We start from the raw sequence: 26,164 nt of genomic DNA, 5'->3' as shown, positions 1-26,164 counted from the left end.
TAAGCTCTGGGTAGGATAGCGTGTTTCACCCCCGATTCACAGGTCAGGCTGGCAGCCGTTCTTCGATGCGACCCATGTGGATCATCAGGCCAAATGCCAGAACGCACATACTCAGAATGCCGATTGTCAAAGGCGCGATGGACCCGTTGAACAGAAGCCCGATCGGCGCGGCGATTGCCGCAGCCATTACTGTTGAGATCGACCCGACAACCGACGCGGCCATGCCTGCGATGTGGCCCATGGGTTCCATGGCAATGGCATTCAGATTGCCGATTGTTACACCAGCCATGAAAAAGACCATCGTCTGCCAGAAGACAAACAGGGCAAATGACATATCGGGCGAAAGGTTCGCCATGTTCAGGATGATGACGACAGACGTGATGGCTATCTGCGCGCCGAAGGCGAATGTGACCATCCGGCGCATCCCGACGCGCACCACCAAAGCTGCGTTCAAAAGGCTGGCCGAACCTGACATCAGGGCGACAAATCCGAACCAGAAGGGAAAGCTGTCGGCCCGATCATGGATCACGTCATAGACCGGCTGCACCATAGTCAGCATGGTGAACAAGGTCCCCATGCACAAGGTCTGCACGAAGATAGACAAGCGCACGGTGGGATGGGCGAACATTTCGTTCAAGGCCGCAATCATCAGATGCAGACGGAAGGGACGGCGGTTCTCGACAGCCAGGGATTCGGGCAGTCGTGTGCTCATCCACATCACGACGATCAGGGCAAACAGGATGAAGGACATGAATATCCCGCGCCAACCGAAGAGGGCAATAACGCCCGCGCCCAGCATCGGGGCCGCTGCTGGTACCAAAGTGAATATCATCATAGCGATTGAGATGATGCGCGCCATTTCCCGGCCCGAATACAGGTCACGGATGATGGCCATCGCCACGACACGTGGCCCGGCAGCGCCCAGACCCTGCACAACACGCGCAATCAGCACAAGCTCCAGCGAAGAACTAGCCCAGGCCACAGCCGAAGCCGCAATGTACAAAAGCGCACCGCAAAAGATCACTGGCTTGCGCCCCAGCGCATCCGATAGCGGGCCGGTAAAGAATGTACCGATACCCATTCCCAAAACGAAGGATGTCAAGATCAGTTGGGCGCGATTGACGTCATCGGGGCTAAGCTGCGCGCCGATTTCGGGCAGGGCAGGCAGCATTGAATCGATCGAAAACGCGATAGTGGCGAACATCATTGCGATCAGCGCAATGAATTCCGCCTTCGACATGCGGTTGGCCATGAAGCACTCCTAACCTGTTCGCGCTATCACGGTGAATCGGGTTAGACCAGACTGGAAATTCGCACAGACCTCTGTGCTATTCTGCAGGAGAAGCCTCAAGTTGAGACATGATCTCGGCGATCACTTTCTCCCACATTTCAGGCGGTTGAGCACCCGGAACGGCATGTTGGTTGGCAACTATGTAGGTCGGGACCGAACTGACGCCCATTTCGCGTGAGTGGGTGTCGCGGTTTCGAATATCCTCGCGGTCAGCGTCGGATTTCAGCAGCTTCATGACCACTGCGGCGTCCATTCCGGCACTGTCTGCGATGTCGGACAGAACCTCAGGGTCGCCGATATCGCGGGCCTGAACAAAGTAGGCGACAAACAGCGCGTCAACCACGGCATTCTGTTTGCCTTCGATCCCGGCCCAATGGATCAGACGATGTGCATCCAGCGTGTTGGGCGTGCGCTTCATGCCTTCGAAGTCGATCTTTAGACCGGCGTTTTCAGCATGTTCAACCACGGGCGCATAAGCACGCACGGCACCGTCCTTGCCGCCGAACTTGCGTTCCAGATATTCGCGACGATCCATACCTGCGTCCGGCATATCAGGGTTCAACTGAAACGGATGCCATTCGATGACAAAAGGGTGCTCGGGCACATTGGCCAATGCTTTGTCCAGATGCGTTTTGCCGATATAGCACCACGGGCAGATCGGATCGGACAGGATGTCGAGCTTGACGGTCTGGGTCATGTGGCTGGTGCCTCGAAATAGGCCGGCAACGCCCGGCGCAGGAGTTTCCCATTGCCGCCGGTGGGCAGCGCTGACAGGTGGATGAAGGCGCGCGGTTGTTTGTAACGTGCCAGATTGGCCTCGACATAGGCGCGCAGGGCCGCATCGTCCAGCTTTTCCGGGCCGGTATAGAAGGCTGCTATCACAAATGTGTCCGGTTTGACCTCGACCGCAGCCGCGCCGACCTGCGTGATGCCGGGAAAACGGGACAGGGCAGCTTCGACCTCGACCGGGGACACGCGGTAGCCTCCGGCATTCATCATGTCGTCGTCCCGGCCCAGATAACTGATCTGGCCGTCCACTGCCATTGCCCCTTGATCTCCGGTCAGGAACCATTCGCCTTGCATCCGGGTTTCAACTTCATCGGGTGCATTGAGGTAGGTCAGCATCAATCCGGGGTCAGACCGATGAATGGCAATGGTGCCTTCTTGCCCCTGCGGCACCGGGCCGTCCGGGCCCAGAATGGCCACGCGACGACCCGGTTGCGGGTGCCCCAATGCGTCGCCGCGCGCAGGGTGGGCCGGGCTGGAGGATATGAAGGTCGAGCATTCCGACATGCCATAGGCTTCGAACAACTCCGTACCGGTGGCGCTTGACCATTTCTCGTGCAGGGCGCGCGAAAGCTTTTCCCCCGCGCATAAACCGTGGCGCAGGTCAGGCAAGCTGATTTGCTCATACTCCTGCACCAACTTGCGAAAGACCCCCGGTGCCGCAGCAAAGATCGTTGCGCGATGCTGGCGGAGCAGAGCGGGCAAGGCGGAGATGTCCGTGCCCGGTTCCGGGATCAAGGCGGTTGCGCCGATGGTCCACGGGTCCATCAGCCCGGTGCCAAGTGTATAGGTCCAGTTGAACGCTCCGGCGTGACACAGCCGATCGGACGCGCGCAGACCATACCAACCATCGACCATCATCTGCCGCGCCCAGATTGCCCGATGGGCGTGGGCCACGGCACGCGGACTGCCCGAGGTTCCCGAGGTGTAGACGACATATGCCATGCGCTCGGGGTCGCCCAGGTCATAGCTGGCGGGTGGAATGTCGCGCATGGCCTTTAATGCATCCAACTCGATCTGTCTGGGATGAGGCGCGCATGAGACAGCGGGATCACGAAGAACCGCAGCCGGGGACAGATCGTCGATCATTCTGGCGGTTTCGGGTTCCGTCAGTTGCGACGAAGTCGGCACCGGAATGATACCCACTGAAATCGCGCCCAGATAGGCAATCGGGAATTCCACCGTATTGCCGAGCCGCATCAGAACGGTATCGCCGGGTGTCAGACCTGATTGCAGCAACCCCGCGCCTGTGCCCAACACGGCAGATTGCAGGTCGCGATAGGTCCAGTCCTGCGCGCCGTGGGGCATTAATACCGACAAAGCCACTTTGTCAGGAACCTGATCGGCACGGCCAAGGACATGCGCCGCAAGATTGAACGGTGCGGGGCAGGGCGCGGGCGCCCCCTGATCGAAGACAGATAACATGGCCATTGGCTAACGCGGTGTCTGGCGCGTTGCAAGCGCGGCTGGCCAAGCCTATAGAGAATGGCATGAGCACCCAAGATCCCAAATCCCTGATCCGAATTGCCCGCGATTCCGGCGATCACACCGAAGTTGAACCGCTGGACCTTGGCGCGCGCGTGCGCGAATTGCGAAAAGCGCGGAAATGGACGCTGGAGCAGGCCGCCAGTCAGGCCGGTTTGGCCCGTTCGACCCTCAGCAAGATCGAGAACGGGCAGATGTCACCTACCTATGACGCGCTCAAAAAGCTTGCGGTTGGGTTGGAAATCTCGGTGCCTCAGCTTTTCACACCGCCGCAGCGGGACCAGGTCATCGGTCGGATGGCGATTACCCGGATGGGCGAAGGGGCGGCCCATGCGACAACGACCTACGAGCATGAGTTGCTGGCTGAAACCCTGACCAAGAAGCACATGCTGCCCTACCGTGCGCGGGTTCGGGCACGGTCCATGGACGAATTCGACGGCTGGGTGCGCCACGATGGCGAAGAGTTCATGTATGTTCTGACTGGTGTTGTCCGGCTCTATACCGAGTTCTATGAGCCGGTCGAAATGCGTAGGGGTGACAGCGCCTATTACGATGGCAGCATGGGCCATAACGTAATCTCCGTCAGTGACGAAGATGCGACAATCCTTTGGGTCACATCACTTGCTTAGCGAGGCGCGGCAGAATTCTCTGTTCAGACCTTCGGTGAACAGGAAATCTTCGACCTCTTCATGAGCTTCGTTCATGGTTAACTGGTGACGCTCTGCCAGATAGGCTTCGAACCCTTTACGATCTTTTGATACGCGCATCATGTCCTGGTCACGCAAATTCGGAAAACGCCGCTTTGCACGTGCGTAGGCCGCATTCCAGTCTTGTGTCAGATCCGTCCAGTTCATCATGTATGAGCTTTCCTTATGTAGCGTTTAGGACTGCTCTCCCCCTCTTTAGGGTACGTAATGGGTGCCGTTAGGGAAGACATGACAAAATGTCGCAGCATGCCACTGCATTCCTTTTACAAGATTGTGCCTCTGCAATACCTGCCGCAACAGGGCGGCAGGCTTGAAACTGTTTAAAGCACCTGCGGATCAGGAGACCTGTTTGGTGCGGAACCGGGTATTCCCGGCGCGCGAGTTGTAAAGGCGACCTCCATCTTTGGGCTATGTCTAAATACCGCGATTCAATGCAGCTTTTAACGTTGACCGAAGCAGGCTGAAGGTGCGTCTCATGGGATCATCCGGCATCCGATATGGCCTGCATCTGATGCTGCGACCTGCTGTCGCGAAACGTATCCCTAGTGTGACGGCCATGTGCTGAATTCCGCCGACAGGCGTGGTTTTCCGGGGCCAATCGTGCTGGAAGCGCGAAGGAATCGCGTTTTTCAAGGGGTCCGCCAACACCGTGCGGAGAACAGCCGGTGTCGTGCAAAGCCCGGCTGCCCTGATGTTCAAGTGATTACCCGGCGTCGTACCACCACACTTCCGGCATGTATTGCGGTCCGTCGCCATAGATTGGCACAGTCTCAGGGAACTTGAGCTCGCGGATATGGGCAATCCGCCCAACATCAAAACTCCAGATCGGGATGACATAGCGACCGGCCGTCAGAACCCGGTCAAGCGCGCGGGTTGCAGCGGTAAAATCTTCAGGTGTTTCCGAGGCAAGCATGGCGTCAATCATAGCATCAACAGCGGGCGAGGCCACGCCCATCAGGTTGCGTGTACCGGGTGTGTCCGCGTTCTCGCTTCCCCAATACAAACGCTGTTCGTTGCCGGGAGACAGTGAAAGAGCACGCCGGAAAGGCGTAACATCAAAATCCAGTTCCCCGGTGCGCCCGACATACTGCGCGTTGTCGACCTGTTCCGTCATGACCTGAATGCCAAGTCGTTCCAGCGCGCGGGAATAAATCTCGACCACCGACGCCATCTCGCTATCCCCCTGCTGTAGCAAGACCGTCATTTTGAACGGGTCACCATTCGTGTTGCGCAGAACCCCGTCCTGAACGGTCCAACCCGCTTCGGTCAACAGTTTGGTGGCTTTGCGAATATTTGCGCGGTTGCGGGCTGAACCGTCGCCCTTCGGCAGCTCATACCCCTCCAGCGTGCCGGGGATCAGATCCGAGGCAAAGGGTTCCAGCAGGGCTTTTACCTGCCCTTGGGCCGGTCCGGGCTGCATGGCCAAGTCTGAGCCCGAGAAGTAGGACGTAATCCGTGGCTGCGCCCCACCAGTGATCGTGTCGTTGATGAACTCGAAATTGAAGGCCAGCGTCAGGGCCTCGCGAACGCGCCAGTCGTCGAACGGGGCCTTGCGGGTGTTCATCACGAACCCGGTCATGCCTGACGGTTTGCCATGCGGGATCTCGGTCTTGATGACATCGCCGCGCTGAACGGCGGGGAAGCTGTATTGCGTGTCCCATTTGTCGCCGTTGAACTCACGCACCGCTGATAGCTCACCGGCTTTGAAGGCTTCGAACAGGACGCTGCCGTCGCCGTAGAACTCGATCCGCATTTCATCCAGATTCATGGTGCCGCGACGGAACGGGATATCCTGCCCCCAATATTCGGGGTTGCGACGAAGGTTCACATAGCGCCCCGCCTCATAGCTTTCGATCACATAAGGGCCGGTGCCGATTGGGACATCGTGCAAAGCGGCGTCGGCAAATTCCTTGTCCTGCCACTGCGCCTTTTGCAGGATCGGACGCATCCCTGCGAGAAGGGCAAGTTCGCGATCCGGCACGTTGAAAGTAATCCGAACCGAACGCGGGCCAGTCTGTTCGATCCTGTCGATCTTGTCCCAAAAACCGCGATAGCGCAGATGCCCCTGAGTACCGAGCGTATCGTATGACCAGATCACGTCGTCAATCGTGACCGGGGTGCCGTCAGAAAAACGGGCCTCTTCCCGTAGGGTAAATTCAACCCACGACCGGTCCGGAGCCGTCTCAACTGATTCGGCTAACAGCCCGTAAAGTGTGAAAGGTTCGTCCCAGGATCGCCCCATCAGGCTTTCATGGGTCCAAAAAGGCAATTGCCAGGGCGAGGTGCCTTTTTGCAAAAACGGGTTCAGGCTGTTATAGCCGCCGGTATTTCCGAAAACGACTTTACCGCCTTTGGGCGCATCGGGGTTGGCATAGGGTAGGGACACAAAATCCGGTGGTAGGGCCGGGTCCCCATACATAGCTATGCCATGAGACGATTCTGCATGGGCGACAGAGATCATGAAAATGCTGGCGATTCCCGCCACAAGTGGTCGAAACGGTCGGAGAAAATCCGGGCTCATTTTGGAAACAATCCTGCTCTGGCCTTATTTTGTTGGGATTCACCGTAGTGATGATTTTTCATATTATCAAACTTTTAGCTTGGACGAAGGCGTGGAATTGCTTATAAAGGATGCACTGCTCGATAGGTTTCTTGCCTGTATGAAACCTGCCTCAATAACTTAACGCCCGCTTCGTGCGGGCGTTTTTTTTGGCTGCTTGAGAAGTGTCAGGCTGGGATTTCGGACCGGTGTGTTTCCCCGTTTTCTTTGCAGGTGCAGCATGGCATTGTGCACCAAATCATCGCATCAGGGAGAACGGTCATGAGCCTTTCCGGCAAAACAGCAATCATCACGGGATCTAATTCTGGCATCGGTCTGGGGGTCGCGCGTGAGCTGGCGAAGGCCGGAGCGGATGTCGTCCTGAATTCCTTTACGGACCGTGACGAAGATCACGCGCTGGCCGCTGAGATTGCCAAAGAGACCGGAACCAAAGCACGTTACATCAAGGCGGACATGTCAAAAGGTGAAGAGTGCCGCGCGCTGATTGAACAGGCCGGATCTTGCGACATTCTCGTGAACAACGCGGGCATTCAACATGTATCCCCGATCGATCAGTTCCCGGTGGATAAATGGGATGCGATTATCGCGATCAACATGAACTCGGCCTTTCACACGACCGCTGCCGCGCTGCCGATGATGCGCAAGGCGGGATGGGGTCGGATAGTGAATATCGCATCGGCTCACGGCCTGACGGCGTCGCCGTTCAAGGCAGCCTATGTTGCCGCCAAGCACGGGGTGGTAGGGATGACCAAGACCGTTGCACTGGAAACCGCGCAAGAACCGATCACCTGCAACGCTATTTGCCCGGGCTATGTGCTGACGCCTCTGGTCGAGGCCCAGATCCCGAACACAATGAAAGAATATAATATGAGCCGCGAGGAGGTTGTGAAAAACGTGCTTCTGGAACGGCAACCTTCCAAGGAATTCGCCACGGTTGAGCAACTGGGCGGAACAACCATTTTCCTGTGCTCAGACGCGGCGGCGCAGATCACAGGAACCACGATTTCTGTCGATGGCGGTTGGACCGCCTTGTGATTGGCCTTGGGGGCGCTGCCCCCAAACCCCCGGAGTATTTTTGAAAAGATGAAGGGTGAGGGCTGTGATACGGATCAATCTGGCTTTGCAGGGCGGCGGTGCGCATGGGGCGTTCACCTGGGGTGTGCTTGACCGTCTGCTGGATGAAGAAGACATCGAGGTTGCCGCTATCACCGGAACATCTGCCGGTGCGTTGAATGGTGCGGCGTTCAAATCGGGGATGGTTCATTCAGGACGCGAGGGCGCGCGCGCGCAACTGGATGGGCTTTGGAGGCGTATGGGCGCGATTGGTGACATGCGCATTGCCAATTGGTTTCGCGGGTTGGAACCGGCCGCAATCGCGCAGGCGATGGAATATTCGGTGCCGTTTTCCATTGGTGATGCCTGGTCGCGGATGGTGTCGCCTTATGCCTATGGTCCATTCTACAGCAATCCGCTGGAGCCGGTGGTGGACAGGTTCAATTTTGCGGAAGTTTGCGCCGATGCGGGACCCCGCCTGTTTGTGTGCGCCACCTGTGTGAGAAGCGGTAAGATCCGAGTGTTTACCGGCGAGGAGGTCTCGACAGATGCTATTCTGGCTTCGGCCTGCCTGCCGACCCTGTTCAAGGCTGTCGAGATATTTGATCCAAAGACGAACCGGATCGAGGCTTATTGGGATGGCGGTTATACTGGTAATCCGGCGCTCTATCCGCTGTTCAACACTGATCTGCCGGATGATGTGGTGATCGTGAATATCAATCCGTTGGAGCGCGACGCGGTGCCGGTCACACCGCAGCAGATCCAGAACCGGATCAACGAGATCAGCTTCAATTCATCCCTGTTTCGCGAATTGCGGGCAATCAGCTTTGTTCAGCGGCTTTTGAAAGAGGGCAAGCTGAAGGCCGGGGACATGAGCCGCGTCCTGGTGCATATGATTGCGGATAACGAGTTGATGAGCAGCCTGTCTGTTGCCACAAAAACCGTGCCCAACCCGGTTATATTGCACAAGCTGAAACAGGCGGGGCAGGCGGCGGCGGATCGTTTTCTGGCCAAGCATAAGAGCGATCTGGGTCAGACCAGTACTGTCGATCTGCCAGCCATGTTCGGTTAATCACTCGGGCGGTTGCGTGGGGTCTTTTTCGTTGGGATAAACGAGCCCGGCCGAGATCACCAGTTTCGCGGCATCCTCAATTGTCATGTCCAGCATTATGACGTCTTCCGCCGGAAAAAACAGCAAAAAGCCCGAGGTCGGGTTGGGGGTGGTCGGAACAAAGACGCTGAGCAGCTCTCCTCCGGTTTCCGCGCGTTTGCTGATTTCGCCTTTGGCGGTTGTCGAGACGAACCCAATGGCCCAGATCCCACGGCGGGGGTACTGGATCAGGCAAGCCTTTTCAAAAGAGCGTTCAGTTTGGGCAAATACGGTTTCCGAGATTTGTTTGATCCCGGAATAGATCGAGCGGACGACCGGCATCCGATCTACCACGCTTTCAGCGAACAGGATCAGGGACCGCCCCAGGATTCCTTTGGCGATCCACCCTACGATCACGGTAAAGATCAGGAAGATCACCACACCTACACCGCGCAGGTTGATACCAACGTATTGTTCCGGTTGGAACTGATGAGGCACCAGCGGCAGGACCGCGCTGTCGATCCAACCGACAACTGACCAGATCAGCCAGACCGTCAGCCAGACCGGGGCAATGACAACCAGCCCCGTCAGGAACGACGCGCGCAGCCGTGCCAGCATGCCGGGGCGGCGATGATGCGGTTCTTCGTCGAACGGTGTATTCATCTTGGTTCCGAGTGGTTGTCGGGGTTTAGGTAGTCAATCAGTGGCTTTGGCACAATAGGCTTGCGTTATCCCTGTTCTACCAGTGCGCGTGCAATCGCCGCAGCGAGGCGCGCATTGTTGCGCACAAGGGCAATGTTGGCGGTCAGCGAACGGCCTTCGGTCATTTCAAAGATACGTTGCAGCAGATAAGGCGTCACATCTTTTCCGGTAATCCGATGCGCATCTGCATCAGCCTGCGCCTCGGCGATGATGGGGGCCAGTATTTCGGCAGGGATCTGATCCGCGATCGGGATCGGGTTGGCCACCAGCTGCCCGCCGGGCAGGCCCAACGCGCGACGGGTTGCGTGGGCCTTGGCGATAGCTTCTGGCGTGTCCATGCGCAGGGGGGCGGCATAGGGTGATTTTGCAGACCAGAAGGCAGGGAACGCGTCCTGACCATGGGCGATGACGGGCACCCCCAGTGTTTCCAGAACCTCAAGAGTTTTGGCCAGATCGAGGATGGCCTTGGCCCCAGCTGCGACAACGGTGACCGGTGTATGGCCAAGTTCGTGCAGATCAGCCGAGATGTCGAACGTCGTCTCAGCCCCCTGATGCACACCACCGATGCCGCCAGTAGCAAATACCTCGATCCCGGCGTAATGTGCGGCGATCATGGTGGCGGCCACGGTTGTGGCGCCGGTTTCACCGGTCGAGATGCAGGCCGCCATATCCGCGCGCGAGATTTTGGCAACGCCTTGAGCCTGACCCAGCCATTGCAACTGGTCGGGCTCGAGCCCCACGTGTAGTTTGCCTTCAATCACCGCCATGGTTGCCGGAACTGCGCCGGCATCACGGATGTCCTGTTCGACCTGCGCCGCAACTTCGATGTTTTGCGGGTAGGGCATTCCATGGGTGATGATGGTGCTTTCCAGCGCAACGATGGGACGGCCTGCGTCCTTGGCAGCGCGGACCTCGGCTGAATATTGAATGTCGATCACAGTGGGGTTTCTCCGGAAACGTAGGTTGCTGCGGCATGCAGAGCGCGGGTCAGAGCCTCATCACTCGATGCGCCGCCGGATTCGGAGGCGATATGAGCCGCCATGAAGGTATCCCCGGCACCGGTCACACGGGTGACCAGAACGGATGGGGGTGTTTGGGTCAGAATTTCGTCGGAACTGCCGACCGTAGCTGAGTTTCCACCGTCAGTCACCAGCACGCGTAGCGCGCCACGATCCAGAAGGCCTTTTGCAGCAGTTTCAGAATCGGTGAATTCGCGTTGGCAAAGTATTCCTGCCTCTTCCAGGTTCACATAAAGCGTGGCGCGGGCAAGTTTCAGGAAGGGCAATAGGCGCTCGGCCTTGCCGGGAGAGGCCGGGGCAACACGCAGATCGGCACGGGCAAATGCAGGGCTTTGGGCGATTTCTTCCAGCAGGTTCAGGGTCAGGTTGCCGTCAAGCGCAATAGGTCCCTCAAAGGGCGTGTTTTCATAGCCAAGCGGGCCGTGCATCAGCGGTCGCAGGATCTTAGCGCCAGCGGCTTCCAGTGAATGCGCATCGGCAATGGCCGCGATCAACCCGTTGGCACCTTCGACAGCCATATACCGGTCGGTCGGCAGGTCCTGCGAGCGATAGATGTGATCCGTGATCATTCCGAGGCGGGAACAGGCATGTATCAGCTCGTCGCCCTCGGGGTCGCGGCCAATGGCGGTCAGCAGGGTTGGCGTCATACCAAAACGTACCAGCGTCATGGCTATGTTCATCGCAACACCACCCGGCAGGCGGGTAATCCGGCCAGGCACGTCCGAGCCTTGCCGCATGGCACTGGCCGATCGTCCGATCACGTCCCACAGGACCGAGCCGATACACAGGATATTACTGTTCTGAGTCATAAAGGACGTCATGCCGCAGCGGTGATGCCCATGCAAGTCAGAACGTTACCGCAATCAGAGATTTGCGGTGCACAGGTCCCATATGCCCTTTGGGCTTGCGATCTGCGGCCTTCGCGGGAACAATTGAAGGCAATGATTGGTGATTTGATTTTCCTGTTGGAGCTTTTCGTATGAATGGCCCTGTTTTCCGCGCCATCTTTCGAACCCTCAAAACCTGTGCCCTGAGTTTTCTTGTTCTTGTAACTTTGCATCCCGGATCGGGCAGGGCGCAATCCGCCCCGCCGACCGTCGTTGATTTCTGGGTCAAGTCCGACACTTTGTTTCTTGAGTTGAAATGGAATGCCGAGGCTATGTTGACCGGGAACAATCCCGCGCAGCCCGGTTCATTTTCCGACGATCCAAACTACAAATCCTTGCGGCGACTGGTTTCCTCTGAACTGGAGCCCCAGATCAAAGAGTTCGTTCAGCTATGGAAACAAAATCTTGTGGTAGAGGCACCAGAGCGATTGAGTTTGTCTTATGAAGGTGTGCGTATTCCTGTAGTGGGAGATACGGAAAAAGTACGCATTTCCAAACTGTTGCTGACTGCACCTTTACCCGATCAGGTGTCAAACCTGCGTCTGACCTGGCCGTCAGAAAGCGGGCCAATCGTTCTGCGACAGCAAAATGTTGCAGCCCCATACACCGGGTATTTGGCTGCCGGTGAAACCAGCCCGCTGATCCCCTTGCAAGGGGGGGCATCTCTGACAACGCAACAAACATTGCAGACATATTTCACAAAAGGGGTCGATCAGTTTCTCCGAAACCCAATTAAGCCATCCATTCTTGTTTTGGCGCTAGTGTTTCTGTCTTTGAAATTGCGCCCAGTGGTGTCCCAACTGGTGTTCCTGTCAGCGGGCGCCCTGATCGGGCTTGGGCTGGGATTGTATGGCGTATTGGATGCGGGAAAGGTGAACGAGGCCCCGGTTCTGGTGGCTTCGACCATCGTTCTGGCGCTGTGGAACCTGGTTGCCCGGCGATTGCAGGTCTGGCGTTTGCTGGCGGTTCTCGCCATTGGCGGTCTTCAAGGTCTGGTAATTGCGTCGGCCCTGATCGGCATCGGGGTGCCGCCAGATCATCTGCCTCCGGCCATCCTGGGCTTTGGCGCCGGGAATATTCTGCCGCTTGTTGTTGTAGCCTTTGCGGGGCTTGCTCTGGCGCTTTTGTTTTCTGGCGGCTCACACCGTAAACGAGGCCGGATATCGGTTCTGGCCTCGATGCTGATTGCAGGTGCCGGGGTCTATTGGATTGTCGAGCCTTGGGTGCTGGGTTAAGGCAACGCGGCCAGCAGCGTTTTCAGCGCGCCCAGAGGATCGTCACTGCCCCATATCTCATCGCCAATGCCAAAGAAATCGGTGCAGGGGGCTAGGTCGCGGATCAATTCGGGCGTCAACCCACCTTCGGCCACAACCGGAACCTCGATCATCTCGGACCACCATTGGAACAGATCCTTTTCGGCGCGGGTCCCATCTCTCAGTTTGGCCGAGCCGACAGGACCGAAGGCCACATAATCCGCTCCGTTTTCGCCAGCAGTCATACCATCATGGCTAGACGCGCCGCAAAAGCTTCCGACGATTGCATCGGCGCCCAGTTCCTTGCGCGCGGTGCGGACCGAGCGTGCAGCATCATCCAGATGCACCCCGTCCAGCCCCAGGCGCTGCGCCAGCAATACATGGTTCGAGATCACGATGGCCACGTCGCGCGTATGGGCGACTTCGCGGCAGGCGTCCGCCGCGCGGGCGATGGTATCTTCGTCACTTCCGGCCAACGCGAGACGGATACAGGCAATCTCGACCCCGTCCAGAACCGATGCCAGCTTGTTCGTGAATGTGCTCAACTCGATGGTCGGAGGCGTGATCAGGTAAATCTGCGGCTGCTCGGGGGTGTCCATGGGCGCGTCCTTCGGCTTTCAGTCTTTGGCGCGGTTTAGCGGATTGCGGCTGGGAAGCAAACTTTTATGGTCCAGAGCCTGCAAATAACGCTCCTGCGCCTTGCCCTGCAAGAGCCTGCCAATTACAGCAGGCCAAGTTTTCTTAAGGTGAGCCATGCCCAGCGACAAACCCCAGCCTTCCTTCGTGCTTGTGCGCCCGCAGATGGGCGAAAACATCGGTGCTGCTGCGCGGGCGATGTGGAACTTTGGGCTGGACCGGATGCGTATCGTAGCCCCTCGTGACGGCTGGCCGAACCCCAAAGCGGTGGCAATGTCCAGCGGCGCAGGGCGCTTGCTGGATGAGGCGCAGCTGTTTGACGACTTGGCCGGGTCGCTGGCCGACAGCACGTTTGTCTTCGCCACGACAGCCCGTCAGCGGGGCTTGACCAAACCTGTCTACAGCCCCGAACACGCAATGAAGATTGCCGCCGAAAAGATCGCTGCGGGCGAGAAGGTTACCGTTCTGTTCGGCCCTGAACGTGCAGGGCTAGAGAATGAAGACATCGCCAAGGCAAACGCAATCATCTCGGTGCCGGTGAACCCGGAATATGCTTCGCTGAACCTTGGTCAATGCGTATTGCTGACCGCTTATGAGTGGATGCGCCAGACCGGCGATGTGGTGCATGAATCGACCGACCTGGGCAAAGGTGACTGGGCCACTGGGATCGAAGTTGAAAAACTTGTCGAACATTACGAGGACAGGCTGGAAGAGGCGGGGTTCTTCTACCCTCCCGAAAAGGCCGAAGGGATGAAGGTAAACCTGCGCAACCTGTGGTCGCGGATGCGGATGACGCGGGCCGATGTGCAGATGTTGCACGGGATCATGCGTCAGATGGTCCGCTGGAAGGATAAAGGCTGAGGCTGGACCTATCTTTGCCCAAGCCATAGCTTGCGACGAAATCAGGACATGAGGACAGCATGAGCGGTAAGCGCAGCATCTTCGAAGAGGTTACGGACACCGAAAAACAACAGGCGGTTCAACCCGGTATGATCGACCGGGGGCGCGGCGGCGCGCGCAATGCGATCCGCGTCTGGCTGATGATCCTGTTTGCACTGGTCGTTGTGATGATTGCGGTTGGCGGCTTGACGCGCCTGACCGACAGCGGCCTTTCGATCACTGAATGGCGCCCGATCACCGGAGCCTTGCCACCGATGACCGAAGCGGACTGGCAGGCAGAGTTCGACAAGTACAAGCAGATTGACCAATGGCGCATCCAGAACCAGTGGATGGAGTTGGGTGACTTCAAGTCCATCTATTGGTGGGAGTGGGGCCATCGTCAGTTGGGTCGCATGATCGGTCTGGTCTGGGCCGTTGGATTTCTGACCTTTCTTCTCACCCGCAAGATCCCGACAGGGTGGACGGGAAAGTTGATCATTCCGGGTCTTCTTGGCGGTCTGCAGGGCGCTGTTGGTTGGTGGATGGTGGCTTCGGGTGTCACTCAGGGTGAAGGCATGACCGCCGTCGCAAGTTACCGTCTGGCAACACACTTGGGGCTGGCTTTTGTGATCCTGGGATTTTTGGCCTGGTACATCTTTGAACTGGGCCGCGAAGAACGCGACCTGATGCAGGCGCGCCGCGCGAAAGAGGCCAAACTGTTCTCACTGTCCACCGGTCTGATGCATTTCGCCTTTTTACAAATACTCATCGGCGCGCTGGTTGCTGGGATTGACGCCGGGCGGTCTTACACCGACTGGCCGCTGATGGGGGGGCAGTTGCTTCCACCGGATGCGACTATGTTGGAGCCGATGTGGCGAAACTTTTTTGAAAGCCCCGGTCTGGTACAATTTATCCACCGGTGTACGGGGTATCTGCTGTTCATCTTTGCCGTCATAGTCTGGCGGAGTGGTGGCGGCAGCGCGCATCCGCAGACGCGTTTTGCCTTCAACGCTGCTTTCGCCGCGCTTTCGTTACAGGTCGTTGTCGGCATCGTGACCGTGGTTTATGGCGCGCCATGGCAGATCGCTATCTTCCACCAGTTTATAGCGGTTGTCGTCTGGACCCTGATCCTGCGCGCGCGGTTCCTCACGGCTTATCCAGTCGCAACATCTGTGCGCGGAGTTTAAAATTATGACCGCTTTCAACGAACTGATGAGCTTTCAGCGGGAAACTTCGGCTTTGAGCCAGATCGCTGGTCGGCTTGGCTGGGATCAGGAAACCGTGATGCCGCGCGGCGCAGCGCCTCAGCGCGCCGAAGAAATGGCAGCAATCGAATCTGTCCTGCACGCACGCCGTTCTGATCCTCGTGTTGCCGAATGGCTGGATCAGGCCGCACCTCAGGATGAGGTCGGCAAGGCGCAGATGCGAGAAATCCGGCGCGCGTATGATCGCGCGGTAAAGGTACCTGCCGATCTGGCGACGGCGATTGCCCGTATGACGTCCGCTGCGCAGGGAAAATGGGCGCAGGCGCGCGCGGACGAAGATGTCTCGGCCTTTCTTCCGGTTCTGGAAGAGGTCGTATCGCTGAAACGACAGGAAGGCGAGGCGCTGGCACAAGGGGGCGACGTATACGACGCCATGGTCGAAGATTACGAGGCTTACACGACCAGCGCACAGATTGCGGATATCTTCGACCAGATGCGCCCACGACTGGTGGCCCTGCGCGCCGCTGTGCTGGAGCGACCCGAACCCGCTGCCCTGAACCGCAGTTTTGATGAGCAGACCCAGATGCGTCTGACACAAAAACTGGCGATCGCTTTTGGCTATGACCTGAACAATGGCCGCGTGGACAAGGCGGTTCACCCGTTCAGTTCCGGCAGCGGTCTTGACGTCCGCATCACCACGCGAACCAGCGAAACCGACCCGTTCAACTGTTTCTATTCCACCATTCACGAGGTGGGCCACGCCGCCTATGAACAGGGGATCGACAGGAAATACCTGCTGACACCGCTCGGCTCTGGTGTGTCGATGGGCGTGCATGAAAGTCAAAGCCGGATCTACGAAAACCAGTTGGGTCGGTCGCGGGCCTTTACCGGTTGGTTGTTCGAACAAATGAAAGAGGCGTTCGGCGATTTCGGCATTGCCGACCCGGATGCGTTTTATGCGACGGTCAACCGCGTCCATAACGGCTATATCCGCACCGAGGCGGATGAGGTCCAATACAATCTGCACATCATGTTGCGGTTTGATCTGGAACGCGCGCTGATGGCCGGAAACTTGCAGGTCGGCGATCTGGAGGCCGCCTGGAATGATCGGTTCAAGGCAGATTTCGGTTATGCGGTCGACAAGCCCTCGAACGGTTGTTTGCAGGATGTGCACTGGTCGGTTGGGTTGTTCGGTTACTTTCCGACATACTCGCTGGGCAATGTCTATGCTGGGTGCCTCTACCAGGCCTTGCGCGGTTCAGAGCCCGATCTTGACGCGCAACTGGCCCGCGGCGACACCACCGGCGCAACCGGCTGGCTGCGTGAGCATGTGCAGCAGCATGGTGGCCTTTATGCACCGCGCGAGGTGATTGCCCGTGCAAGCGGCATCGAGCCCGGACCGGACCCATTGCTAAGCTATCTCGAGGCCAAGTTCGGCGCGCTCTACGATTTGTGAGTTTCCGAATTGCAGCTCAGGCGTTAGAATCGGTGCACCGATACCATCGCCTGGGAGGCTTCGATGACCGGAAAAGCCCGCAAGAAAGCCAGTGATTTTGATCCGCGTATCCTAGAGATATTCGACGGATATGTGCACGGTACGATGTCCAAGCGTGAGTTCATTTCAAAAGCCGGTAAATACACGGCTGCCGGAATGACAGGCGCAATGATTCTGGACCAGTTGCAACCCAATTACGCCTGGGCGCAACAGGTGGCCCCGGACGATCCCGCGATCCAAACCATGGTGGTCGCATATGACAGCCCGGATGGGCATAGCGAAACCAGCGGCCTGATGGCGATGCCGGCAAATGCCGCGGGTAAACTGCCAGCGGTACTGGTCGTGCACGAGAACCGGGGTCTGAACCCTTATATTGAGGACGTTGTGCGCCGCGCGGCCAAGGCCGGTTTCCTTGCTTTTGGACCTGATGGGTTGTCCCCCCTTGGCGGCTATCCCGGTACTGATGAAGAAGGGCGCGAGATGCAGCGCTCGATGGACCGGGAAAAACTGATGGCGGATTTCTTCGCCGCCTTTGAATTCCTTCGTGATCATGATCTTTCAACCGGCAAAGTTGGCGCTGTCGGCTTCTGCTATGGCGGAGGTGTTTGCAACGCGTTGGCCGTGGCCTATCCGGACCTTGCAGCCTCGGTGCCATTCTACGGTCGGCAACCACCAGCCGAAGATGTTCCGTCCATCGTAGCACCCCTTATGATTCACTATGCCGGTCTGGACGAGCGTATCAACGCTGGATGGCCTGCATATTCAGAGGCGTTGAAAGCCAATCAAAAGAAGTTCAGCGTGCACTTCTATCCGGATGTCAATCACGGTTTTCACAATGATACGACGCCCAGGTATGACGAAGCTGCGGCAAATCTGGCTTGGAGCCGGACCATTGCATTGTTCAATGCCTACCTGACATGAACTGAACCCCGGGAACCGTCGAACCGGTGCCCGGGGTTACTGTCATTCTTCCTCGTCGCCCTGATCGGCGATCCACGCGACGCTGACGACTTCTTCGCCCTTGCCGGTATTGAAGACTTTCACGCCGCCCGCGGAGCGTGAGCGGAAGGAGATGCCATCGACCGGCACCCGGATAGATTGGCCTTTTGACGTGGCCAGCATGATCTGATCATCGATCTCGACCGGGAAGGATGCAACCAGATCGCCACCGCGCATCGCCTTGTCCATCGCGGCCACGCCCATGCCGCCACGTCCGCGCACGGGGTAGTCGTGGCTTGAACTCAACTTGCCTGCACCTCCGGCGGTTATGGTCAGGATCAGGTTTTCGGCCGCCGACATCTCGGCATATTTTTCCTGGCTGAAATCGCTGCTTGCTGCGGCTTCCTCGTCGTCACCGGCATCTTCTTCGGTAAGCCCCGCAACCGCACGCCGCATCTTGAGATAGGCCACACGATCTTCGGGGGTCGCCTCGAAATGGCGGATTACGGACATCGAAACGACACGATCACCGTTGGTCAGCCTGATCCCCCGGACACCTGTGGATTCGCGCGAGTTGAAGACACGCACGTCAGTTGTCCGGAAGCGGATCGCGCGGCCGGAATTGGTGACCAGCATCACGTCTTCGTCTTCCGAACAGATGCGCGCATTCACCAGTTCAACGCCGTCAGGCAGTTTCATGGCAATCTTGCCGTTGCGACGGACATTGGTGAAGTCCGACAACCGGTTGCGACGCACGTCACCTGCGCTGGTGGCAAAGACGATCTGGAGGTTTTCCCATTCCTCGTCCGGTACATCCACGGGCATGATCGCGGCGATGGAAACGCCGGTTGGGATCGGAAGGATGTTGACGATGGCCTTACCTTTGCCGGTGCGCCCGGATTGGGGCAAGCGCCAGGTCTTGAGCTTGTAGACCATCCCGTCTGTTGTGAAGAACAGCAATTGTGTATGGGTGTTCGCAACAAAGAGGTTGGTAACAACATCCTCTTCCTTGGTCTGCATCCCCGAAAGGCCCTTGCCACCGCGTTTCTGGGCGCGGAAATCTGCCAGCGGCGTGCGTTTGATATAGCCGCCCGAAGTGACAGTCACGACCATGTCTTCACGTTCGATCAGGTCTTCGTCTTCCATGTCGCCCGACCAGTCGACGATCTCAGTGCGGCGGTCGACCGCGAACTGTTCACGCACGCTGCGCAGCTCATCAGCGATGATGCTCATTATCTGTTCGCGCGAGGAAAGAATATCAAGGTATTCCTTGATCTTGGCAGCCAGTTCTTCCAGTTCGTCCGTGACTTCTTTGACGCCCAGTTGAGTCAGTCGTTGCAAGCGCAACTCCAGAATGGCACGGGCCTGCACCTCGGTCAGGTTATAGGTGCCATCGTCATTCATCTTGGACAAAGGATCATCGATCAGGCGCAGATAGCCAGCGATGTCGGAGGCAGGCCAGCGGCGGGTCATCAGTTTTTCGCGCGCTTGCGCCGCGTCCGCAGACGACCGGATCGTTGCAACCACTTCATCGACATTGGACACCGCGACAGCCAGGCCACACAGGATGTGGCTGCGTTCGCGCGCCTTGCGCAGGTCATAGGCGGTACGGCGGGCAACGACATCTTCACGGAAATCGATGAACGAGGTCAGGAACCGGCGCAGGGTCAGCTGTTCGGGGCGGCCACCATTCAACGCCAGCATATTGCAGCCAAAGGAGGTCTGCATCGGCGAAAAGCGGTAGAGCTGGTTCAGCACCACCTCGGGCGTCGCATCGCGCTTGAGCTCGACCACAACGCGTACGCCGTTGCGGTCGGATTCGTCCTGTACATGGGCCACGCCTTCGATCCGCTTCTCGCGCACGGCCTCGGCGATCTTTTCAATCATCGCGGCCTTGTTCACCTGATACGGGATCTCGTCCACGACAATCGCATACCGATCTTTGCGCAGTTCCTCGACACGGGTCTTGGCCCGGATGATGACGCTGCCACGGCCTTCCAGATAGGCTTTACGCGCACCGGAACGACCCAGCATCACGCCACCGGTCGGGAAATCGGGGCCGGGGACGTATTCAATCAGCTGTTCTGACGTCAGGTCGGGGTCGTCGATCAGCGCAAGCGTGGCGTCGACCACCTCGCCGAGGTTGTGGGGAGGGATATTCGTCGCCATCCCCACGGCGATACCACCGGCACCATTGACCAGCATGTTCGGGAAACGGGCCGGCAAAACCGTTGGCTCTCGGTCCTTGCCGTCATAGTTGTCCTGAAAATCGACCGTTTCTTTTTCGATATCAGCCAACAGGGAAGCAGCGGGCTTGTCCATCCGCACTTCGGTATACCGCATCGCCGCCGGGTTATCGCCGTCCATCGAGCCAAAGTTGCCCTGACCATCCAGCAGCGGCAGCGACATCGAAAAATCCTGCGCCATCCGCACCAGCGCGTCGTAAATCGCACTGTCACCATGCGGGTGGTACTTACCCATCACGTCGCCCACCGGACGGGCCGATTTGCGGTACGCCTTATCGTGCGTATTCCCCGTTTCGTGCATTGCATAAAGGATACGCCGGTGCACCGGTTTCAGCCCGTCGCGCAAATCAGGGATCGCGCGGCTGACGATGACCGACATGGCATAGTCCAGATAGGACGTGCGCATTTCGGATTCGATGGAAACCGTCGGGCCGTCATAGACTGGGCGCTCGGGCGGGATTTCATCCATGTTTTCGGGGATTTCTGGCGTGTCGCTCACGTAAACTGCCCGTGTCTTGTTCTGGGTCTATATCTTGTGGGTGTATCTTATCAGACCCGGCACATAAGGTGCAAGCAAGCAGCGCCTTTATGGGGAATTTCCCCGGTAATACTCAAGTAACATATTGTTATATAAGTATTGGAAGGTTTTCGTGGTATCTTGAATGGACCTTGTATCAAACAGGAGGTCTGCATGAAGCCAAGCGAAACCGAACTGATGCTCAAGGGGTATGGGCTGACGACGGCGGAGTTTTTCTATCATCTGCCCGATTACATCCACGTGTTGAACACGTTCATCTGGCAGGATTACGACCTTGCGCCGGATCATCCGAAATTGTTCAAATTCATCGACTTCTGGCAGCGCGAAATCGAAGGCCCGTTGCATTCTGTTAAGTTCACCCATCGCAAAATGATCGCACCCGGAGAGTGGCGCAACATGGTGGGCGAGTTTCGTGTGAATTGAGCGAGGGGCAAGTGCAGGTTCTGATGCTGCATTCTCTCAAGGTGAAAAAGCCAAGGGATCGGCGCGTACACACTATTACAACTGGAACGAAGTCCGGTAATTCCTGAACTGATCACCCAGAACAACTGGCTCCGCCCAGCACACAGAATTTGGCGCAATGGGGATGGTTCAGGTGAACGTCTGCTTCGGATTCGGCCAGAGAATGACCCATCTCGAACTCAGGCTCGTAGGGCAAAAGGGTACAGGCCAGCACCGCCGGGTGATCAGCGCCTTTCCGTTTCACCACCATGCGGGCGCTGGCGCACATCAACGCATCGGGTGACTTGTTCAGTATATCCCAGCAAGCCGTCGTAATCTCGGGCACTTCGACAGTTTCGTCCATTTCTGGGAACAGGACGGTCTGTGTCGGATCATACGGGTCTATGCCAAAGCCGTGTTCTGAAAAGAATGCGGCGTAACCCGCGCGGCTTTCCGTGTCAGACTCATCCCAAACGGTGCGTCCGGCGACAGACATGTTAAAGCCGTGATCGTGCAGCCACTTCATACCCGTCAGGGTTTTTTCAAAGCTTCCTTTGCCGCGTTCAAGGTCGTGCAGTTCTGCCCGGTAATGATCTACGGAAACACGCAGGGTCAGCTTGTCATTGAATGTCTTTTGCAATGCCAGCAGCCCGTCGCGTATCTTGAAGCGCATCATCGGGGCCATCGCGTTGGTCAGGATCAGAACTTCGTACCCACGCTCCAGCGCGGCGCGTGTCATGTCGATCATCTCGGGGTTCATGAAGGGCTCGCCGCCCGTAAAACCAACTTCACGCACCGGCCAATTGCGGGCTTTGATCTGATCAAGATAGTCACGAACCTCGTCCGCAGTGATATAAACCAGCGCATCATTGGTCGGGCTGCTGGCGATATAGCAGTTGACGCATTCAATATTGCACAGCGTGCCGGTATTGAACCACAGCGTCTGAGGGTTGGTAAGGGAAACCTTTGCGCGGGTCTGGCCGTCGGCCGTTACCAGTTTACGCTGAAACTTGCCGACATTGGCAAGCTGAGGGGCGTTGTCTTTCATTCCCACATCCGGTTCGTTGAAGTTATCAAACTGATCTAGCCCTTTGTCGCGGATTTGGTAAGTCTGGCGCAGAGGTTCTGACAGAGTTTTGAACAGCGAGATTTATTAAGCTTTGGTTGCGCTAACATTGGACATGCCGGAAGGGTCAGGGTAAGGACAACTCATGGTTTCACGTGTCATCCCTGTTGATCCATTTGATCTGATCATTTTCGGCGGCACCGGTGATCTGGCGCAGCGCAAAATCCTGCCTGCGCTTTACCGTCGGTATTGTGCGGGTCAGTGGCACGAGGATGCCCGGATAATAGCAGCCGCGCGTGCCGGTCATTCGGCGGATGATTTTCGTAACATGGTTGCTGCGTCGCTGCATCGGCACGCTTCGGAACGGGCGCAGGATTCGCAAGCCCTGAACCATTTCCTGCAACGGGTCGACTATGTGTCGCTGGATGCCCTGACGACGGATGGTTGGGATGTACTGAGTGAAAAACTCTCGCCCGACCGGGTTCGCGCTTTCTATTTCTCGGTCGGTCCCAGCCTGTTCGGGCCATTGGCCGAACGGGTTAGGGCGTATGATCTGGTGACAGAAGAAACCCGTATCGTGGTCGAAAAGCCGTTTGGACATGATTTGGCAAGCGCACGGGACTTGAATGCCACATTGGCCGCGCATTTTGATGAAAATCAGATTTACCGGATCGACCATTATCTGGGCAAGGAAACCGTCCAGAATCTGATGGCGGTCCGGTTTGGCAATATGCTGTTCGAACCGCTGTGGAACAGCCAGTATGTCGACCATATCCAGATAACGGTTGCGGAAACTGTCGGTATCGCAGGGCGCGAAGATTATTATGAGCGCGCGGGCGCGATGCGGGACATGGTGCAAAACCACCTGATGCAGCTGCTGTGCCTGATAGCGATGGAACCTCCGGCCAAATTTGATCCTGACGCAGTTCGGGATGAAAAGCTCAAGGTGATCCGTGCGCTTGATCCGGTTGAACCGCACCACATCGTGCGGGGGCAATTTGCGGCCGGCTCGGACGGGCCGGGATACCGGGACTGCGTTGGCAACCCGCGATCAACCACCGAAAGCTATGTGGCGTTGAAGGCCCATATCAGCAATTGGCGTTGGGCAGGTACGCCGTTCTACCTGCGCACCGGTAAGCGTCTGGTGGCGCGCTCGTCGGTGATCAACGTGATGTTCAAGGACGCGCCGCATTCGATATTCGGGGAAGAAGCGGGGCGCCATGCAAATACGTTGTCGATCCGGTTGCAGCCGAACGAAGGGATCACGCTGAAGGTGACGATCAAGGAACCGGGGCAGGGTGGGATGCGTCTGATCGACGTTCCCTTGGACATGAGCTTTGCCGAAGCCCTGGGCCCCGAAAATCAGGACCCGCCAGATGCGTATGAACGCCTGGTGATGGACGTGATCCGCGGAAACCAGACCCTGTTCATGCGCGGGGATGAGGTTGAGGCCGCCTGGGCCTGGACTGATCCGATAATCGCCGGATGGTTGGCGCGCGGGGATGTGCCAAAGCCTTATGACAGCGGCAGCACGGGGCCGGGCGACGCTGAACTGCTGATGAAACGTGACGGACGCCACTGGCAAGGGATAAAGCCATGAAAATTCAGGAATATGCTGATCGCGAAATGCTTGCCATCGACGTGGCTAACGTGCTGGCGGGCGACCTTGAGGCCGCATTGCTGCACCATGATACCGTTGCAATGGCTGTTCCGGGGGGAACAACTCCGGGCCCCGTTTTTGACAGCCTGTGTGCTGCCGATCTTGAGTGGGATCGCGTGCGTGTGTTGCCCACGGATGAACGCTGTGTGCCAGCGGACCATGAGCGCTCGAACGAGCGTTTGATCCGCGAAAGGTTGCTGACCAGCCGGGCTTCAGTGGCGCAATATATTCCGCTTTATGTCCCTGGTTCAGAACCTGAGGCAGCGTTGCCCGAAATCGAATCGCTGATTGCGCCGGTATTGCCATTGTCGGTGCTGGTACTGGGAATGGGCGAAGACATGCACACGGCCTCATTGTTTCCGGGGATGGAAGGGCTGGACGAGGCATTGCGCAGTGATGCACCTACGTTGATCGTCGCCCGGACCGAAACGCAGCCAGAGGCGCGAATTTCCCTGACCGCTCCGGTCCTGGACGGGGCGCTGTCGAAACATCTGATCATCTATGGACAGGCAAAACGCGCCGTTCTTGAAAAAGCCATGTCGCTACCACCGGAAGAGGCACCGATCGCCGCAGTTCTTGGTGGCATGACCGTACATTGGGCGGAGTAAAGCAATGCATCTGGATGCTTTGAAAACACTGGCTCAGACGAAAAGTGACCGTCGTATCCCTGACCTGTTTGCGACAGATGCAAACCGGGCCGAAGTATTTTCAGCCTCAACCGGGGATGTGGTATTCGACTATTCAAAGACACAGATTGATGATGAGGTGCGATCCGCGCTCATTCAATTGTGTGCAGAGGCTGGTCTTGCGTCTCGGCGTGATGCGATGTTTGCGGGTGAGAAGATCAACGAGACCGAAGGCCGCGCGGTGCTGCACACGGCCTTGCGCAACCTTGATGGCGGGCCGGTTGAAGTGGACGGTCAGGATGTCATGCCCGAGGTTCTGGACACGCTGCAACGGATGCGCGTGTTCGCTGAGGAGGTGCGTGGCGGTGCTATCGCTGGAGCGGGGAGCAACTTTACCGATGTGGTCAATATCGGCATCGGCGGGTCAGACCTCGGCCCTGTCATGGCCACATTGGCGCTGGCACCTTATCACGATGGACCACGGGTGCATTACGTCTCGAACGTGGATGGGGCGCATATCGCGGATACGTTGCGGCAGCTCGACCCGACGCGTACGCTGGTCATTGTCGCCTCAAAAACCTTTACCACAATCGAAACGATGACCAATGCGCGCACCGCCCGCGCGTGGATGTCCGAAGGCGGGGGCGATCCGTCGCGCCAGTTTGCCGCCGTTTCCAGCGCTTTGGACAAGACGAAAGCCTTCGGTATTCCCGAGGCGCATGTATTTGGTTTCTCCGATTGGGTCGGTGGGCGTTATTCGGTTTGGGGTCCGGTCGGCTTGCCGGTCATGATTGCAGTTGGTTCAAACGCATTTGACGCGTTTTTACGCGGTGGGCAGGCGATGGACCTGCATTTCCGCTCGGCTGACTGGGATGAAAACATGCCTGTGATGCTGGCATTGGTTGGCATCTGGCATCGTCAGGTTCTGGGGCATACCAGCCGTGCGGTGCTGCCTTATGACCAGCGGCTTTTGCGCCTGCCCGCATATTTCCAGCAGTTGGAAATGGAATCGAATGGCAAATCCGTGGCGATGGATGGCTCAACCCTCGCCATGCCTTCAGGTCCTGTCGTCTGGGGTGAGCCGGGCACCAATGGACAACACGCGTTTTACCAGCTGATCCATCAGGGTACGGATGTCATTCCCTGCGAATTCATGGTTGCGGCCGAGGGGCATGAACCCGAACTGACCCATCACCACCGTCTGCTTTTGGCTAATTGTCTGGCGCAGTCCGAGGCCCTGATGCGTGGCCGTTCGTTCGAAGAAGCGCGTCAGCGTATGGCGCAGCAGGGGTATCTGGGGGATGAACTTGATCGACAGGCCCGGCACCGGGTTTTCCCCGGCAATCGTCCCTCGACAACATTGATTTACCCCAAACTCACACCGTTTGTGTTGGGTCAGATTATTGCGCTTTACGAACACCGGGTGTTTGTCGAAGGCGTGTTGCTGGGCATCAACTCATTCGACCAATGGGGGGTTGAGCTGGGCAAGGAACTGGCCAACTCGCTTGGTCCCATCGTGGACGGTGAAGAAAGCGCCGAGGGCAAGGATGGATCGACCGCAGCATTGGTCGCCTACGCGCTGAAACACCGGGATTAAGCG

Annotated in this window: 23 protein-coding genes; 12 read left to right on the top strand and 11 right to left on the bottom strand. The window is 57.7% G+C overall.

The window, feature by feature from the left end; all coding sequences use genetic code 11:
• Nucleotides 1-43: 43 nt before the first annotated feature.
• The 3 genes from I9182_RS03370 to I9182_RS03360 all read right to left on the bottom strand — a co-directional run bounded on the left by I9182_RS03370 (nucleotide 44) and on the right by I9182_RS03360 (nucleotide 3,502).
• Nucleotides 44-1,252 carry a multidrug effflux MFS transporter gene (locus I9182_RS03370; protein ID WP_209596465.1) on the bottom strand — a complete coding sequence of 403 codons (1,209 nt, stop codon included), beginning with the start codon at nucleotides 1,250-1,252 and terminating at the stop codon, nucleotides 44-46.
• A gap of 76 nt (nucleotides 1,253-1,328) precedes the next feature.
• The gene (locus I9182_RS03365; RefSeq protein WP_209596463.1) at nucleotides 1,329-1,988 is read right to left on the bottom strand and encodes a DsbA family oxidoreductase; all 660 of its coding nucleotides are present in this window, start codon (nucleotides 1,986-1,988) and stop codon (nucleotides 1,329-1,331) included.
• Nucleotides 1,985-3,502, bottom strand: a complete 1,518-nt coding sequence (locus I9182_RS03360; RefSeq protein ID WP_209596461.1) for a class I adenylate-forming enzyme family protein — start codon at nucleotides 3,500-3,502, stop codon at nucleotides 1,985-1,987. The genes I9182_RS03365 and I9182_RS03360 overlap by 4 nt, the downstream gene beginning before the upstream one ends.
• A gap of 65 nt (nucleotides 3,503-3,567) precedes the next feature.
• Here I9182_RS03360 and I9182_RS03355 point away from each other — a divergent pair, with 65 nt between their 5' ends.
• Nucleotides 3,568-4,191, top strand: a complete 624-nt coding sequence (locus tag I9182_RS03355; RefSeq protein ID WP_209503779.1) for an XRE family transcriptional regulator — start codon at nucleotides 3,568-3,570, stop codon at nucleotides 4,189-4,191.
• Here the strand turns inward: I9182_RS03355 and I9182_RS03350 are convergent.
• Nucleotides 4,180-4,419, bottom strand: a complete 240-nt coding sequence (locus I9182_RS03350) for a hypothetical protein (RefSeq protein ID WP_209503780.1) — start codon at nucleotides 4,417-4,419, stop codon at nucleotides 4,180-4,182. The two genes, I9182_RS03355 and I9182_RS03350, sit on opposite strands and share 12 nt — an antisense overlap.
• Nucleotides 4,420-4,972: 553 nt before the next feature.
• A complete protein-coding gene (locus I9182_RS03345; protein WP_209596459.1) occupies nucleotides 4,973-6,790 on the bottom strand; it encodes an extracellular solute-binding protein in 1,818 nt (605 codons plus the stop codon).
• Nucleotides 6,791-7,090: 300 nt separating this feature from the next.
• On the opposite strand from I9182_RS03345, the gene I9182_RS03340 reads away from it, so the two are divergent.
• Entirely contained in the window at nucleotides 7,091-7,864 is a 774-nt protein-coding gene (locus tag I9182_RS03340; protein ID WP_209503782.1) for a 3-hydroxybutyrate dehydrogenase, read from the top strand.
• A 64-nt stretch (nucleotides 7,865-7,928) separates the two neighbouring features.
• Nucleotides 7,929-8,954 carry a patatin-like phospholipase family protein gene (locus I9182_RS03335; protein WP_209596457.1) on the top strand — a complete coding sequence of 342 codons (1,026 nt, stop codon included), beginning with the start codon at nucleotides 7,929-7,931 and terminating at the stop codon, nucleotides 8,952-8,954.
• On the opposite strand, the gene I9182_RS03330 is transcribed toward I9182_RS03335, so the two are convergent.
• From I9182_RS03330 to I9182_RS03320, 3 genes are all read right to left on the bottom strand, one after another.
• The gene (locus I9182_RS03330; protein ID WP_209503784.1) at nucleotides 8,955-9,635 is read right to left on the bottom strand and encodes a DUF502 domain-containing protein; all 681 of its coding nucleotides are present in this window, start codon (nucleotides 9,633-9,635) and stop codon (nucleotides 8,955-8,957) included. It abuts the gene before it with no gap.
• A 65-nt stretch (nucleotides 9,636-9,700) separates the two neighbouring features.
• Nucleotides 9,701-10,612: a pseudouridine-5'-phosphate glycosidase gene (locus I9182_RS03325; RefSeq protein WP_209503785.1), complete on the bottom strand. Its 912-nt coding sequence runs from the start codon at nucleotides 10,610-10,612 to the stop codon at nucleotides 9,701-9,703.
• On the bottom strand, nucleotides 10,609-11,502 hold the full coding sequence (locus I9182_RS03320) for a PfkB family carbohydrate kinase (protein ID WP_209596456.1): 894 nt from the start codon (nucleotides 11,500-11,502) through the stop codon (nucleotides 10,609-10,611). The genes I9182_RS03325 and I9182_RS03320 overlap by 4 nt, the downstream gene beginning before the upstream one ends.
• A 170-nt stretch (nucleotides 11,503-11,672) precedes the next feature.
• Between I9182_RS03320 and I9182_RS03315 the strand changes: the two genes are divergently transcribed.
• Nucleotides 11,673-12,815: a HupE/UreJ family protein gene (locus I9182_RS03315; protein ID WP_209596454.1), complete on the top strand. Its 1,143-nt coding sequence runs from the start codon at nucleotides 11,673-11,675 to the stop codon at nucleotides 12,813-12,815.
• Here I9182_RS03315 and I9182_RS03310 read toward each other — a convergent pair.
• Complete coding sequence (locus I9182_RS03310; RefSeq protein WP_209596452.1) at nucleotides 12,812-13,432, bottom strand: thiamine phosphate synthase; 621 nt, start codon at nucleotides 13,430-13,432, stop codon at nucleotides 12,812-12,814. The genes I9182_RS03315 and I9182_RS03310 overlap by 4 nt on opposite strands.
• A 154-nt stretch (nucleotides 13,433-13,586) precedes the next feature.
• Between I9182_RS03310 and I9182_RS03305 the strand changes: the two genes are divergently transcribed.
• The 4 genes from I9182_RS03305 (at nucleotide 13,587) to yghX (ending at nucleotide 17,969) form a co-directional block, all read left to right on the top strand.
• The gene (locus I9182_RS03305) at nucleotides 13,587-14,330 is read left to right on the top strand and encodes an RNA methyltransferase (RefSeq protein ID WP_209596450.1); all 744 of its coding nucleotides are present in this window, start codon (nucleotides 13,587-13,589) and stop codon (nucleotides 14,328-14,330) included.
• A gap of 59 nt (nucleotides 14,331-14,389) precedes the next feature.
• Nucleotides 14,390-15,535, top strand: a complete 1,146-nt coding sequence (gene ctaA / locus I9182_RS03300) for a heme A synthase (RefSeq protein WP_209596448.1) — start codon at nucleotides 14,390-14,392, stop codon at nucleotides 15,533-15,535.
• Between the two features lie 4 nt (nucleotides 15,536-15,539).
• A complete protein-coding gene (locus I9182_RS03295; RefSeq protein ID WP_209596446.1) occupies nucleotides 15,540-17,009 on the top strand; it encodes a carboxypeptidase M32 in 1,470 nt (489 codons plus the stop codon).
• Between the two features lie 63 nt (nucleotides 17,010-17,072).
• Complete coding sequence (gene yghX / locus I9182_RS03290) at nucleotides 17,073-17,969, top strand: YghX family hydrolase (protein ID WP_209596445.1); 897 nt, start codon at nucleotides 17,073-17,075, stop codon at nucleotides 17,967-17,969.
• Between the two features lie 42 nt (nucleotides 17,970-18,011).
• On the opposite strand, the gene gyrA is transcribed toward yghX, so the two are convergent.
• Nucleotides 18,012-20,732, bottom strand: coding sequence for a DNA gyrase subunit A (gyrA, locus tag I9182_RS03285; protein WP_209596443.1), 2,721 nt, complete (start codon nucleotides 20,730-20,732; stop codon nucleotides 18,012-18,014).
• Nucleotides 20,733-20,924: 192 nt separating this feature from the next.
• Here gyrA and I9182_RS03280 point away from each other — a divergent pair, with 192 nt between their 5' ends.
• A complete protein-coding gene (locus I9182_RS03280; protein ID WP_209503794.1) occupies nucleotides 20,925-21,194 on the top strand; it encodes an usg protein in 270 nt (89 codons plus the stop codon).
• 112 nt (nucleotides 21,195-21,306) lie between these two features.
• Here I9182_RS03280 and I9182_RS03275 read toward each other — a convergent pair whose 3' ends face one another.
• Nucleotides 21,307-22,260: a radical SAM protein gene (locus I9182_RS03275; protein ID WP_209596441.1), complete on the bottom strand. Its 954-nt coding sequence runs from the start codon at nucleotides 22,258-22,260 to the stop codon at nucleotides 21,307-21,309.
• Between the two features lie 163 nt (nucleotides 22,261-22,423).
• On the opposite strand from I9182_RS03275, the gene zwf reads away from it, so the two are divergent.
• The 3 genes from zwf to pgi are packed head-to-tail and all read left to right on the top strand — an operon-like array spanning nucleotide 22,424 to nucleotide 26,161.
• On the top strand, nucleotides 22,424-23,878 hold the full coding sequence (gene zwf / locus I9182_RS03270; RefSeq protein WP_209596439.1) for a glucose-6-phosphate dehydrogenase: 1,455 nt from the start codon (nucleotides 22,424-22,426) through the stop codon (nucleotides 23,876-23,878).
• Nucleotides 23,875-24,546 carry a 6-phosphogluconolactonase gene (gene pgl, locus I9182_RS03265; protein WP_209596437.1) on the top strand — a complete coding sequence of 224 codons (672 nt, stop codon included), beginning with the start codon at nucleotides 23,875-23,877 and terminating at the stop codon, nucleotides 24,544-24,546. Before zwf ends, pgl begins: the two co-directional genes overlap by 4 nt.
• 4 nt (nucleotides 24,547-24,550) lie before the next feature.
• Nucleotides 24,551-26,161 carry a glucose-6-phosphate isomerase gene (gene pgi, locus I9182_RS03260; RefSeq protein WP_209596435.1) on the top strand — a complete coding sequence of 537 codons (1,611 nt, stop codon included), beginning with the start codon at nucleotides 24,551-24,553 and terminating at the stop codon, nucleotides 26,159-26,161.
• Nucleotides 26,162-26,164 lie beyond the last annotated feature (3 nt).

Source organism: Ruegeria sp. HKCCSP351 (assembly GCF_017872535.1).
Classification (GTDB): Bacteria; Pseudomonadota; Alphaproteobacteria; order Rhodobacterales; family Rhodobacteraceae; genus Ruegeria.
This window is presented reverse-complemented; position numbering and strand designations above follow the sequence as displayed.